A 14,553-nucleotide genomic window follows, 5' to 3' on the forward strand; every position below is an offset into this window, starting at 1 on the left:
GCCCGACACCGTAGCCCCACGATCCGACAATCTCGCCATTCCTGACACAACCTCCTCCCACATCGCCGATCCGCCAGCGTCACCCCGCACCACCGACGAACCTGCGTCCGCCAAACCGACTACGCCTTAATCACACATCCCAAATCCCACACACCTCATGCATTTAGGTCACCTGCGGTACGGTTCGGTCTGTGATGGGTCTGCACAAGCTCACTGCCGGGGACGGGTACACGTACCTGACCAGGCACGTTGCAGCAGCAGATTCCACCGAGCGAGGCGCCGCCACACTGTCGGAGTACTACTCGGAGAAGGGCGAATCGCCCGGCCGGTGGACCGGGACCGGCCTGGCCGAGTTGGAGTCGATCGGCGCGGGCAGCCAGGTCTCCGAAGCGCACATGAAGGCGCTGTTCGGTGACGGTCTGCACCCGCAGGCCGACACGATGTACGCCGAGACGTTCGCCGCCGAGTTGGCGGCGGGGGCGTCGGCGACGAACGCGGCCCGCGCTGCGGCGGCGTCGATCCGGTTGGGTCGGGCGTTCAAGATCGACAACGGAGCCTCGGACTACCGCATCGCCTGCGCGAAGGCGTTCGTCGAGCACAACCTCGCCGGCGACGACAAGTGGAACGCGCCGATCGACGCGGAGGAGCGCGCGAAGATCCGCACCCGGGTGGCGACGGAGATGTTCGCCCGCGAGTACGGACGCGCACCCGCCGACGAGCGTGAACTGTCCGGGTGGGTTGCGAAGTCCGGCCGGCAGAACACCAAAGCCGTCGCCGGATTCGACCTGACCTTCACTCCCGTCAAGAGTGTGTCGGCGCTGTGGGCGGTCGCGCCGCGGGAAGTGGCCGAGCAGATCGAAGCCGCCCACGATGCGGCGATCGGTGCGGCGCTCGAGTACCTCGAAGAGCACGCGTGCTTCACCCGGCTCGGCAACGGCGGTGTCGCCCAGGTCGATGCGAACGGTTTGATCGCGGCTGCGTTCACGCACCGCGACTCGCGTGCGGGGGATCCGAATCTGCACACCCACGTCGCGATCAGCAACAAGGTTTCCACCACGTTGCCGGACGGCACCGTCAAGTGGCTCGCGCTCGACGGTGCGGCGCTGTACCGCAACAACGTGCCCGCCTCCGAGGTCTACAACACCGCACTCGAAGCGCACCTGCGTGAGCGCATCGGTGTGGAGTTCGCCGACCGCCCGAGCGAGGACCGCAGCAAACGTCCCGTGCGCGAGATCGTCGGGATGGACGACCGCCTCACCGAGCGGTGGTCCTCACGGACCGCGGCGATCACCGCGCGCACTGCGGAGCTGTCGCGGCAGTTCCAGCTCGACCATCACCGCGAGCCGACGGCCGTCGAAGCGATCGGTCTCGCGCAGCGCGCCACTCTCGAAACCCGCGAGGCCAAGCACGAGCCGCGCAGTCACGCCGAGCAGCGCGGTGGGTGGCGCGCCGAGGCGATCGAGGTCCTCGGGTCACCGGAGTTGGTGTCGGAGATGGTCGCCGGTGTCACCGGCCGCACCCGCACCTCGGCGAGCGTGGACGTCGACGATCCGCGGTGGGTCGAGCAGTGCGCCGCCGAGGTCGTCGAGGTCGTCTCCCGCGCACGCTCGCGGTACCGGCGGCACAACATCCGCGCCGAAGCGATCCGCCGTGTCCGGTCGGTGAACCCGCCGGCGGAGCGCATCACCGAACTCGTCGAGGCGGTCACCGACCGCGCGTGCAGTACCGATCTCGCGGTGTCGTTGGGGGAGGAGGTCGGCGACGACGTCGCCGCCGACCTCGCCCCTGCGGTGATGCGTCGCCGCGACGGATTCGACGTGCACACCCGCCACGAAGCGACGTTGTTCACCACCACCGACGTCCTCGACGCGGAAGCGCGCATCGTTGCCCTCGCAGCACGCACCGACGGCGTCGCCATCGCCGACGAGCACGTGGAGATGGCGCTGCTCGAATCCGTCGCCAACGGCCGCGACCTCAACGCCGGACAACGCTCCCTGGTGCGCGCGATGGCCACCTCGGGGGCGAAGGTGCAACTCGCCCTCGCACCCGCGGGCACCGGCAAGACCACCGCGATGAACGCGTTGACGCGGTCGTGGCAGAACGCGGGCGGCCGGGTCGTCGGGTTCGCCCCGACTGCCGCCGCCGCCGCGGTGCTGCGCCAGGACATCGCCACCACGACGGACACGTTGGCGAAGTTCGTCGACATCACCCGACGCCTGCGCGACGGTGCACCGGTGTCGCAGTGGTACACCGACATCGGCCCGGACAGCCTCATCATCGTCGACGAGGCCGGTATGACCGGCACCCGCGACCTCGACGAAGCGGTGTCCGCACTCGCCGCGCGCGGTGCGACGGTGCGGCTGATCGGCGACGACCAACAACTCGCCGCCGTCGCCTCCGGCGGTGTGCTCCGCGACATCGCCGACCGCGTCGGCGCGCTGACCCTCTCGCAGGTGGTGCGTTTCCGCGACCCGGTCACCGGCGCCGCCGAAGGCGCAGCGTCGCTGGCGTTGCGCGACGGCGACGACGCCGCGATCGGCTTCTACATCGACCATTCCCGGCTGCACGTCGGTTCAATCGCCACTGTCACCGACGACGCCTACACGGCGTGGACCGCCGACCGCGACGCCGGCAAAGACGCACTGCTCCTCGCCCCGACCCGCGAGTTGGTCGCGGAGCTGAACACCCGCGCCCGCAGCGACCGCCTCGCCGCGTCGGACGACCCCGTCGGCCCGACCGTGGTCCTCTCCGACGGCTTGCAGGCCAGCGTCGGCGACATCGTGCGCACCCGCTCCAACGACCGCCGCAACCCGCTCTCGCAGACCGACTGGGTCCGCAACGGTGACCGCTGGACCGTCGAGGACGTCACCGCGGGCGGTGACCTGGTGGTGCGGCACCTCGAACTCGGACGCACCGTCACCCTCGCACCCGACTACGTCCGCAGTTCCACCGAACTCGGCTACGCCGGAACGGTGCACTCCGCGCAGGGCTCGACCTCCGACACCTGTCACGTCGTCGCCACCGGCGAGGAAACCCGCCAGCTCGCGTACGTCGCGCTCACCCGCGGCCGATTCGCCAACCACATGTACCTCGCGACGACGTCGGACGGTGACCTGCACACCGCGATGACCGAACGCGGCATGTTGCCCCCCACCGCCGTCGACGACTTCCGCGCCATCCTCCGCAGGGACGGCGCACAGGTCTCCGCGCACTCCACCCTCGCCGCCGCCGCCGACCCGCACCTCGCACTGGCACCCGCGGCGAACGCCTACGACTACTCCGTGGCCACCGCGTGCGAAGTCCTCGCCGGACCGGAGACGATGGCCACCATCGACACCGCCGCCGAAACCGCGATCGCCGGGCTCACCGACGAGGCCGCGTGGCCCGTGCTGCGTGGACACCTCGCGATCCTCGCCGCCCGAGGCAAGGATCCCGTCGCCGCGCTGACCGCCGCCATCGGTGGCCGCGACCTCAGCACCGCCGGCGACAAGGCCGCCGTCCTGGACTGGCGACTCGACGCCACCGGACGCCACGCCGGTGGCCGCGGACCGCTGCCCTGGCTCCCCGCCGTCCCCGCCGCACTGCGCAAGCAGCCCGAGTGGGCGGACTACCTCGACGCCCGCGCCGAGACGATCACCACCCACCGCGACCGCATCGCCGCCGACGTCGCCACGTGGACACCGACGACCGCACCGGTGTGGGCGCGAGCATTCCTCACCGACAAGCCCGACACCCGGTTGCTGACCGACCTGGCGGTGTTCCGCGCCGCCCACGACGTCGACCCCGCCGACCGCCGACCCACCGGACCCGATCAGTACGCCGCCGCATCCGCGGTCGCGCAACGCCGCCTGGACACCCGCGCCGAGACCGTCGTCGGCGCCACCAACGACGCCGTGAAGCGGTGGCGACCGTTCGTCGACGAGCTCGACCACCACATCGCCCGCGACCCGTACTTCCCGGTCCTCGCCGACCGCCTGTCCGCCGCTGCCCGTGCGGGTATCGACGTGCACGCGATGGTGCGGGGCTCGCTCGCGCAGGCATCGCTGCCGGACGAGTTGCCCGCCGCCGCCCTGTGGTGGCGGCTGTCCGGTGAGCTGTCGGTGGCCGCGCTCGAGGCGGACGGCACCGGCTCCGACCTCGACCCGTCATGGGCACCGGTGCTGACCGAACTGGTCGGCATGAACGCCGCGGTGCGCGTCATGTCCGACCCGTCCTGGCCGGCGCTGGTGGCAACCGTCGACGCCGCCGACCCGAGCATGTGGACGCCCGGCCAACTCCTCGGTACTGCGTACGAGTTCCTGCACGGCGGCATCGACCCGGTCGATCACGGACTGACCGTCCCCGCGCACGAGCTTGCCCAGGCGCTCACCTGGCGCGCCGAGATGCTGGTGCGCGAGAACCACCTCGCCCGCACCTACATCGGCCCCGACATCGAACCGCTGTCCGTCGAGGACGAGGAAGCACTCGCCCCCGTCGATGAGACCATCGGCGACACCGCGGGCGACGTCCTGCCGCCCGAGTTCGCCAACCCCGGCAGGCTCCCCGCACCCGTCAACGCCGCAGGGCCGGTCGACGACGCGTCCCCGTCGATCCCCGTCGAGTCGGACGCCGACTACCTCGCCTCCCTCGACGCCCTGGACGCACCGACCGAGTACGACGACGCGCCGCCGCCGGAGTACGACGGGTACGACAGCGAGCCCGTCGCCGAGCCGGACGCCGCCCCGCACGACACGGACGTCGAGCACGAGCCCGCCGTCGTGGACCCGTTCGACGCGATGCTCGACGACGCCAGGGTCGCCCTGCCGTACCCGACGGTCACCCGCGACGAACGCATCCGGCTCCTTCGAGCCGACCTCGACGAGGCCACCGCCCAGTACCGGGCGCTGCGTGCGGCGATCGCCGACGGCACCAGCCCCGCGATGGCGCACAGCGCACCGCTGGTGATCGAGATGCAGGAACGGGCCGACCGGCAGAAGCCGGCGCGGGTGGCGATGCTCGACGCCCGCCAGGACTGGACGGACGCCGCATTCGAGGCCGAAGCGCTCTGGCACCACATCGACACCGTCGTCCGCGGCGACGTCGCCGCAGCCGTCGCGGCCGCCGGTGACGACGAGGACGCTCGACTACTCGCGCAGCGCACGTTGGACTGGGAGATCTGGCGCGCCGGATACGCCGACGACGCCGCAGCCGTCGCGCGCGCCCGCGCCGAGGTCGCCGCCGCCGAGTACGAGCGCATCACCGCTGCTGACGGGGGAGCGGTGACCAACATCGACGTCATCGCCGCCCGCGGCGCCGCGGAGGACATCGACCTTGGTGTCCTCGCCGACCTCAAGGCCGAGGCCGGCCGCATCGAGTCGGCGCTGTGGCGCGCCGAAGCCGCCGCCCGGCGTGAAGCAATGGAGGCACCCACTCTGGTGCCCGTCGTGCACTTTGAACCTCCACTGGATGTGGCAGGAGAGGACGTCACGGTCACCGAGGCCGTGCCGTCGGCAGAGCCTGTCACCGAGACGACGCAGGCCGAACCCGAGACCACGCTCTCGGCGGCTGACGCCGAGCTGCTGGCGCGGATGCAGCAGGACCCGATCCGCCTCGTTCCGGACGCGGACCTCGCTGCGTTCGTCGACCGCGCCGGCCGAGGACGCACCGAGCCCACCGTCGTCGCCGACACCGAAAAGCTCCACGCCCACCTCGCCGAGCAGGCCGCGGCCATCGCCGCCGCCCGCGAGCTCGACGCCGAACTGCGCCGCATCACGGCAGAGCACGACGCAGCACGCACCGAACACGCCACGCTGACCGACCAGTTGGCCGGGGCCAAGCGCCGCGACCGCAAGACACTCGAACCCGCCGTCGAGGACGCACGGACACGAACCGACCGGCTCGCCCGCCAGGTCCGCGACACGAAGCGCGCCGCCGAGAACGCGGCCGGCCGCGTGCAGGCGGAGGCGAGTGAGTGGCCGACGATCATCGCCCGTGCCACCGATCCGCAGCGCCGCGCCGCGGACCTCGCGGCCGCCGCTGTCTTCGACACCGCCATCACCGAACACGGTCGACGTCTACGGGCGGTGACCCTGGCGTCGGAGCGTCACGACGCTGAGGAACGCATCCGCGCCATGAGGCCCACAGCGAGCGCCGCGCAAGCGTCGACAATCGAGGGAGTCACCGACACCGAGAGCCGGAACGCTACAACCGAGACAGTCGATCGGAACGCGCAGCGGCACATCGCACGCCTCCTGGCAGACGCGTCCGCTCCCGGCAGCGGGCAAAGCCCCACACAGGTCGGCTACGAACCGCAGCACGATCACAGTGCGCGAGAGGCCGAGCGCCGATACGACAACGACCGCGGGATGTGAGGGTTCTTTCTGGTCAGAAGTCCATGTTCTCGAAGCGGTCTATCTCTTCGGCTACGCCGTGCATGTACTCGTCAAGTGTCCCGGCGGCTATAGCCGCCGCGGCCTCGTCGCGAAACTTCTGGTCGAAGCGCACGTCCAAGCCCGATTCGACCCAGGCCATCGCACCCGGCATCGTCGTTCGAAGCCACGCGTCGAACTCGTCGAAGAACGTGAAGACGTCTTCGATGTCCGTGGGGGTCGCAGGGAACAGCGTGAACAGCGGGCTGGTGCTGACGTTGGTGAGGCCGACGGGTAGGGCTCCCACCCCAGGAACGTGAAGGTAGACCGCGCCCGCGCTAGTACCGATGCGTTCCTTCCCGAATCCGCCGTGAGCGTACGTATTACGCCACCGCTCCACGATCTCGTACAGACGTGCACGGTACGTGGGCGCGGGATCTTTCGTGCCAAGAACTCGCTCGTACTTGTCGGCCCACGAGCTCGCGATCATCTCGGTCACATTGTCCGTCTGCGGGTCAAATCCTTGAAACGCCAGGGCCAATACCAAATCGTGTTCGCGAAGGCTCAGGTATGCGGTGATTGACGCAACAAGGTCGTGGAACGCGTTCACGCGCATCTGAGCCGGACCATTTGTTGTCGACCAACCGTGTACTGTGCCGTCAGCGGATAGGTGTTCCGTAGTGACGGACTCGATGACGTTGGGTGCGAGCGCTTTCTCGCGGAAGTACTCGTAGGCATGGTGGAGCTGAAGGTGCTGGTTCACCACGGTGGCGTGGCCCTGTCCCAGAAGGTTGGGCGCTTCTTTCTTGATCAGCTTCTCAACCGATTTGACTGCCGAACGGATCTTTTTGATGATCTGGTTCGAGACCGTTTCAGCCTGGTCTGCGTCGTCGGCTATGACGTACAGCCGAGCGCCGAACTTCTCGTGTGTCAGAGCGCATGGCGTGGTCCCGAATGTGAACTCGATCGACCACGCAATTTTTTCCCCTGGTCCGCGCGGCTCTAGGTCGACCAGTTCAAGAGCAACTCTCCACAATGCCGGTACCGGAACCTCCGTCGGCGTCAATTTTCTCCGGAACGACGGCCCTTGAGCGCCGGGTGTCTCCGATGGTTGGCCGAAGTCCCGTAGCGGACCGTTCTTCAGAACCGTGATCGTCTCTTCGACGCCGGGGAGGGAAATCATGTTCGAACGATACGGCTCAGGGGCCAAAGAGCCGTAATTTCCCCGACCACCGTGCGGACGTGAAGCATTCATCACCGCCGAGCATTCCGTGTCCGCCGGCGGCTATTTTGATCGCGTCCCGGACCGTCGCGGACCAGCGGAATCATGAGACATCGTTGCCGTGCAAGCGCAAAGGGCGCGCTTGAATCGTTCGTGTCGGTCGCGATGCTCAACCAGAAGCGGACGGGAATAACTCGAAGCCGAAACGGGCCAACGGCTGTAGAGGTGCCGACGGTTCACCTGGAGCGCCCAATGCGAAGACCTGAACCAGGTCGGACTGGGTGTTGATGGTGGCGTAAGGACCGAGGTAGTAGACGTCGTTGTCCGCTTTGAACCGAGAAGAGTAGGTACCGATGTAGATCGGGGCGCCAAGCGGCTCGTTGCCCATAGGCTTGCTGTAACAGTACGCAGTACCTTGGTCGGCGCCCGTGAGAGCGCTTGGGCCTTGTCCGTCCGCGAAGGTTCCCGGCTGGCAAACCGCCGCGAACCAGTCGTCCGACGACGACGAGGGGACCGAGGGAGATTCGGAACAGCCTTGGCTCTCGGTGGATTCGTCAGAGCACCCAACTAGCAATGTGGCCAGCGCGGACACAGCGATCAAGAGTCGCTTGGTGGGGATACAGGTCGATATGTTCACAGCTCTCCAACCGTTGAGGACTCGTCTCCGTATCGGAGTGGAGCAACCGCCGTGTTACACGATTTCTCTATGGGAGCCACGCCGTGCGGAAGGCTACGGACACTGCGCTGGTCGGCGGCGCAGCACCTCCTGTCCCTAGATGGTTCAGCTGCCCCGATCACGTAAACATGGCGGTTGCTTCACAGCGCGGGAAGCCGCGGGACCCCGTCGGCCGACGACACCCACGGCCGTAATGCCTGTCCTCACCGAAACTGTTCGATCTGGACCGGCTGCGACCCATCAGAATTGCTGCGCCGCAGCCGGAGCGTCCCGTCTCCTGGGAATCACGTGTCGAGGTCGTACCCGTTGTCGGGTCCGTCGTCATGGCCGTGGTCCGGGGTGTTGTCGTCGGGTGCCTTCCACTCTCCTGGTGTTCCGGTGTCGTGGTCCAGGGCGCGGAGGAACCCGCCGGGCCGGGTCGACTGGTCGTCGGTTCCCGACTCCGCACTCATGGTGCCGCCGGCGTCGCGGAGGGTTTGCGCTGCGATGGCTTCGGCGTCGCGCATCATGGCGCGGACGTCGTCCGCGGTTTCCATGCCGAGGTCTTCGACGAGCGCTCTGGTGGGGTTGAGCATCAGTGACCAGCCTTTTTCGCGTCCCTTCGCTGCTGCACGCTCGGCGCGGGCCTGGTCGCGGGCGATCGCTTCCGGACTGGTCTCGGACTCCTTGATCTCGCGCCGGATGCGGGAGACCTCGTCCGAGAGGTCCTTGAGCTGGCGGGCTTTGGGGAAGTCGGAGAGTTCCGTCAGCTCCAGGGCGTCGAGGCGGCGCCCGTCTCGGTCGAGGTCGCGTTGGGCCCTGAGCAGGTCACTGTCGACGGTGTACGCCATGTTCTCTACTCGGGTGAGCAGGCCGAGTGCGTGTTGGCTGCGATCGCCGTCGCCGATCCGCGGATACAGCGCCGCCGGCTCGATGACCTTCGTCGACGACCCGAGGCCGGAGAACGAGAGGTAGAGGGCGCTGTCCTGCGCGGGGCGCCGCGCCTCGATGGGGAACCCGTTCATTTCCGCCACGATGACCGACTTGGTCAAGCCCTCGCCTTTGAGTGACTGGTACGTCCCTTGCAGCGCGGTGGCCATCGCCGCCGCTGCCTCGCTCCGCTTGCTGTAGAACGTGCCGCGCACGGTGATGCCGGGCCACTGTTCGGCGTCGCGGCGTGATTGCAGCTTCGGGGCCGCTTCTCCCAGCACGGCGATGCGCTCACGTGCCCGCGGCACTTCCCGGCGCAGCCGGTCGCGGTCACGTTCGATGGAGCGTTGCTCGGCGAAGTGCGAGTCGGCTTCGGATTGGAGCTCCTGGAGTTGCGAGTCCAGTTCGATCTGCCGGATGTACCGATCGTCGCCCGTGGCGAGGGCTTTGGTCATCGCGGAGTTCTCCGCGAGGGAGTCCGAGTCGAGGTCGACCACCCGGCGCATGGTGCGGTCGGCCTTCTTGAGCTGTTCGATGAAGTGCGCCTTGCGGTGCACCGTCTGCCACATGACGGTGTCGAACGTCTTCTCCGCGACGTAGTTGAACACCTTGACGTGGGCGTTCTGGTTGCCCTGCCGGATGATTCGGCCTTCGCGCTGTTCCAGGTCCGCCGGTCGCCACGGCACGTCGACGTGGTGCAGTGCGACGGCGCGGTCCTGGATGTTGGTGCCGGTGCCCATCTTCTCGGTGGACCCGAACACCACCGACACCCGACCGGTGCGGCACATCTCGAACAGCCGCGCCTTCTCCGACGGTTTCGGGTAGTCGTGGACGTAGGCGATGCTCGCGGGGTCCATGCCGCCGGCGATCAGCTCCTCGCGGATGCCGTCGTAGATCGACCAGGAACCGTCCGCTTTCGGGGTGGAGCGGTCGCAGAACACGATCTGCAACGCCCCCGGCGTCGGGTGCGGTTCCCCAGCGGAGTCGAGGTAGGTGTTCTCGCGGGTGTCGTGGTGCACGGCGAGGATCCGCTCGGCGACGATGTGCGCCCGCGAGTGGGCCGGGGGAGCGGCGTCGAGGTGCGCCACCCTGGGGTCGAGGGTGGCGTTGCGGCCGTCGTTGGCGACCTTGAGCGCGTTGTCGATGTCTGGCCGCTTGGCGTCGGCGGTGTCGGCGCGGTAGCCGAGGTCGGCGATGAAGTCCTGCACCTCCAGGGCCGGGGTGAACGTGACGTCGGTGTTGCGGCCGCCGTCTTTGACCGGCAGGTTTGCCGGCACCTGATCGCGTGTCACGGCGTCGGTGTAGACGCTGGTCATGCCGATGAGGTCACCGACGTTGGTGAACTCACCAACCCGGGTGACGGCCCGTAGCCGCGATCCGGACGAGTTCAGCTCGACGCGCTCGACGGTGTCGGTGAACGTCGACCCCCAGTCGTTGATCTGCCCGACGCCGGCGTCGTCGAGCAGGTCCGGGCGCAGGTAGTGCTGCATCACCCACAGCTCGGCGAGAGAGTTGGCGACCGGGGTGCCGGTGGCGAAGGTGGCCACGCGCTCGGTGTACTCCTCGGGTGGGATGCCCTTGGTGATCGCTTCCTCGCGCCGCATCGCCCGCAGGTAACCCAGCTTGAGGTCCAGGTCGGTGGCCCGGTGCGACCCTTCGTTGGCCAGCTCGGTCACCCCGGAGGCGCGGGCGAGGTTCTTGAACTCGTGGGCCTCGTCGATGAACAGGTAGTCGCACCCCGACGCTTCGAACGTCAGCCCGCGGTCCTTCCCGGCCTGTTCGAGCGCCGTGTTGAGTTTTTCCTCGAGCTTGGCCTTCATCGCTTCGAGTCGCTTCGTAGTCAGGTCCGCCGATGCCTCCGCCAGTTCTGCATTCAGATCGGCGAGTTGAGCGCGCATGTACTCGGCCTTCGTACCGGGATCGACACCGATCGAGGAGAACGCCGAGCGGGGCACGATGACGATGTCCCAGTCCTGCGAGGCGGACTGCGCGACGAGCAATCGTCGGCCGTCGGCGTCGGTCGCCGCGGACCCGGAGAGGATCCGCGCACCGGGATACCACTGGCCGGCCTCGCGGACGACCTGGTCGATGATGTGGTTGGGCACCACGACCCACGGCTTGTCGGCCAACCCGAGGCGCTTGAGTTCCATCGCCCCCATGAGGATCGTGCCGGTCTTACCGGCCCCGACGACGTGATCGAGCAGCACCGTCGGTTCGGAGACGATCCGGGCGGCGGCGTTGCGCTGGTACGGATACGGCGCGTACTTCTCCCCGAGGCCGGGGAAGCTCATGTGCTCACCCGAGTGGACGGGTGCGACGAGGGAGTTGAACTTGTCGTTGTAGATGTCGAGCAGCAGCTCTCGGCGTTCCTCGTCCGCGTGCAACGCCCACTGCCCGAACTCCTGCGCAACCCGCCGGGCCTTCGACTGCGCGGCGCGGGTCGCCGCGTCGTGAACCGCCGGTGCGCCGGCGGATTCCTTGAACTCCTTGGAGCTGGCGATCTCGATGGGATCGCTGTTGAGCAGATCGGTCAGCAGTTCCTTCCAGCTGTAGTCCCCGGCACGCATACCGGCGTTGCTGATACCGCGATCCTCGGCGGGGCGGTGCTCGAAGTTGTATTCCGTCGACCAACTCCCGCGTTTGGGCATCAGGCCCCATTTGAGATCTTGTGTGCGCATCCCTGAATAGGAATCCACTGCCACAGTCCATCGACCCGATGCGCGCTCGACTGTCACATCGGCATGGTCAGGGACTTCGAACGTCTCCCGGACGAACCGGGTGTAGACCTCGATCGGCACCCACGGGGCACCGAGCGAGACGTCGACGTCGGTCTTGCGCGGCGGGATCACCGCGGTCAGCGCGTCGACGTTGGCCTGATAGCGCGGGTCCAGCGCGGCCAGCTCTTCGACGTCGGCGAGCTTGCGGCGTACATTTCCCGAGAGATAGCTCGACGATGACACCCACCGCGTCGGGTCGTTGAGGGTGCGGAACGCGCGGCCCTCCATCGCGGTCTCGGCCAGCTCGGTGGTGGTCCCGAGTAGCTCGGCGATCCGTCCGACGTCCAAGCGGGCCTGTTCGTCGAGGCAGATGGCCATCGCCTCGTCGACAGTGTCGGCGTGCGTGCGCAACTCACGTGAGTGCAGCACGTCGGTGTGGAAGATCGCCGCCTTACGAGCGGTCCTGGTCTCGTCGTCGAAGTGCTCCAACGCGAGGACGGGTGCGAACGTCGGATCGGTACGCAGAGCCCTGCCCAGGTGGCTCTGGAGCTTCGTCGGTGACTTGGGGTTGATCCACGCGTCGTCGGAGAGTCGGTCGTAGACGTCCTCGGGAATCTCCCCCGCGTACGGGTCGCCGGCGACGCCTTCGTCCTTGCGCCAGGTCTCGATGAGCTTGTCCAGAGCCTTCTCGTGCTGCGCCTCGGTGAGGTCCTTGGGCACGGTCATGGTGAAGCGGTTGATCGGCCCGTAGCGGGCGACGTAGGCGTCGTACTGTTCGCCCAGGATCTCCCGCAGCGCCTGTCGCTGACCGGTGCTGGTGCCCCCGTCGCGCTGAGCGGTGATGAGAGCATGGACGGTGTCCCGCATCGAGAGCAGCTGACCCCATTCGGCGACCTGTTTGGCGCCGCGGGTGTTCACCGGCTCCCAGGTCAGCGAGTCCCAGCGTTCGATGGTGCCGGCCTGCTCGTCGTGGCGCAGCGTTCCCACCGCCAGCTCGTCCTCCGCGGCGAGGCCGACCGCGAGCAGGCCTCGTTCGAAGTCCTCGCGGGTGGGACCGAGGGTGTCCCGCCAGGAGGCGGTGTGACCGAGACCCGCGTCCTTCGCGGTGTCGACGATCGCGGCGAGGGAGTCCTCGACCAGCGTCGGGAGATCGGCCCCGGCGCGGGCGGCGACGGAGAGAGTGTCCTCCCCGTACATGCCGTGCCCGACCCGCAGCTCTCCGAGCACCCATTCGGGGTGGTCGGTGTAGACGGCGTTGATCGGTACGCCTTTGTCCTCGCCGGTGTCGTCGAGGGCGGTGGCGTTCTCGAGGCCGAGGAACCGGTCGGTCAGCGGAGCGGGCTTCTTGCCGTCCTCGCGGCGACGCAGTACGAGGATGTCGGTGACGACCTCCGTCCCGGCGACCAGCCGGAATGCGTTGGACGGCAGCCGGACCGCGCCGATCAGGTCGCCCAGGGCGGCGATGTCACGCCGTGCTCGCTGGTTCTGGGCGTCGAGGGTGTAGCGGGAGGTCAGAACGGTGACGTAGCCGCCGGGGGCGGTCAGTGCGAGCGACTTGACGATGAAGTGGTTGTGGATCGAGTGCTTGGCCTGGTTGTGGACCGGGTCGTAGAGCCGGTAGTCGCCGAACGGCACGTTGCCGATCGCGGCGGTGAACGAGCTCTGCGGGACGTTGGTCTTCTCGAATCCTTCGGCGCGGATCTGCGCCGACGGGGACAGTGCCGCGGCGATCGAGGCGGTGGTGGCGTCGAGTTCCACGCCGACCATCTGCGCCGACGCCGGGGCGTGGGCGATGAACGTGCCGCCGCCGCACCCCGGTTCGAGTACCCGTCCGCCGGAGAACCCGGCTCGGATCGTGGCGTTCCACATCGCGGCCGCGATCGCCGGGTCGGTGTAGTGGGCGTTGAGGATGGTGCGTTGCGCCTGTCCCCATGCGGTGTCGTCGAGGAGGTCGCGGATCTGTTCGCGTTCGGTTGCCCAGTCGGGGCGGCGGGGGTCGAACACCTGCGGGGTCGCGCCCCAGCTCGACCAGCGGGCCAGCACCGCTTGCTCGGCTTCGGTGGCGTAGCGGTCCTGTGCGGTGATCGCGGCCAACGTGCGTAGCGCGTCGATGTTCGCCGTCACTCGCGCCTTGGTTCCGGATGGCACCAACACGTCGGTACCGGGTCGGAAGTCGACGGGCTCGACGGTCCACATCGCCTCGACGGGATCGGGGGTAGCGGAGTCGAGGGCGGCAGTATCGGGTTCGGTGCGGATCGTGACGTCGTTGGCGGTGTCCACGCTCTCGTCCGGGGCGGTCACCGTCTCCTCGACCGTGCTCGCCACCGTTTTCGGCGCAACCGGTTCCGACCCAACCGCCTCGGGTGCGACCTCGACGCGTTGCACCACCTGCGGCGGTGCGCTCAGGAGTTGATCGACGCGACGTCCGTCGATGGACAACAGGTGCCGGTTCTGGTTCCCGAACGTCACTGCGGCCGCGTGATCCTCGCGTTCGAGCGTCTTTTGATTCTCCTCCGGAATCAGGGAGATGTCGCCGTCGCGGCGCATCCCCAGCAGCGCCTCGGTGATCTGGTCGTCGGTCAGGGTGCCGGCGAGGTCGGCGCGGATACGCACCAGCCGCACCGAGGCCTCGTCCTCCCGCGCGAGCCGCCCGTAGGCGTCGCGCACCAACTCCGCCGGTGT

The 14,553-nt window shown here is 68.3% G+C and carries 4 protein-coding genes; 1 reads left to right on the top strand and 3 read right to left on the bottom strand.

Features of this window, described 5'->3' with window-relative positions:
* Window positions 1-194: 194 nt before the first annotated feature.
* Window positions 195-6,350, top strand: a complete 6,156-nt coding sequence (gene mobF, locus ACY466_RS04625; RefSeq protein ID WP_463250183.1) for a MobF family relaxase — start codon at window positions 195-197, stop codon at window positions 6,348-6,350.
* 13 nt (window positions 6,351-6,363) lie between these two features.
* On the opposite strand, the gene ACY466_RS04630 is transcribed toward mobF, so the two are convergent.
* The 3 genes from ACY466_RS04630 to ACY466_RS04640 all read right to left on the bottom strand — a co-directional run bounded on the left by ACY466_RS04630 (window position 6,364) and on the right by ACY466_RS04640 (window position 14,538).
* Entirely contained in the window at window positions 6,364-7,530 is a 1,167-nt protein-coding gene (locus ACY466_RS04630; RefSeq protein WP_463250184.1) for a hypothetical protein, read from the bottom strand.
* A gap of 208 nt (window positions 7,531-7,738) precedes the next feature.
* Window positions 7,739-7,957 (bottom strand): hypothetical protein, encoded by a 219-nt coding sequence (locus ACY466_RS04635; protein ID WP_463250186.1) that lies wholly within the window; start codon window positions 7,955-7,957, stop codon window positions 7,739-7,741.
* A gap of 572 nt (window positions 7,958-8,529) precedes the next feature.
* Window positions 8,530-14,538 (bottom strand): helicase-related protein, encoded by a 6,009-nt coding sequence (locus ACY466_RS04640; RefSeq protein WP_463250188.1) that lies wholly within the window; start codon window positions 14,536-14,538, stop codon window positions 8,530-8,532.
* Between the last annotated feature and the right edge of the window lie 15 nt (window positions 14,539-14,553).

This window comes from Rhodococcus sp. K11/5 (assembly GCF_055193735.1).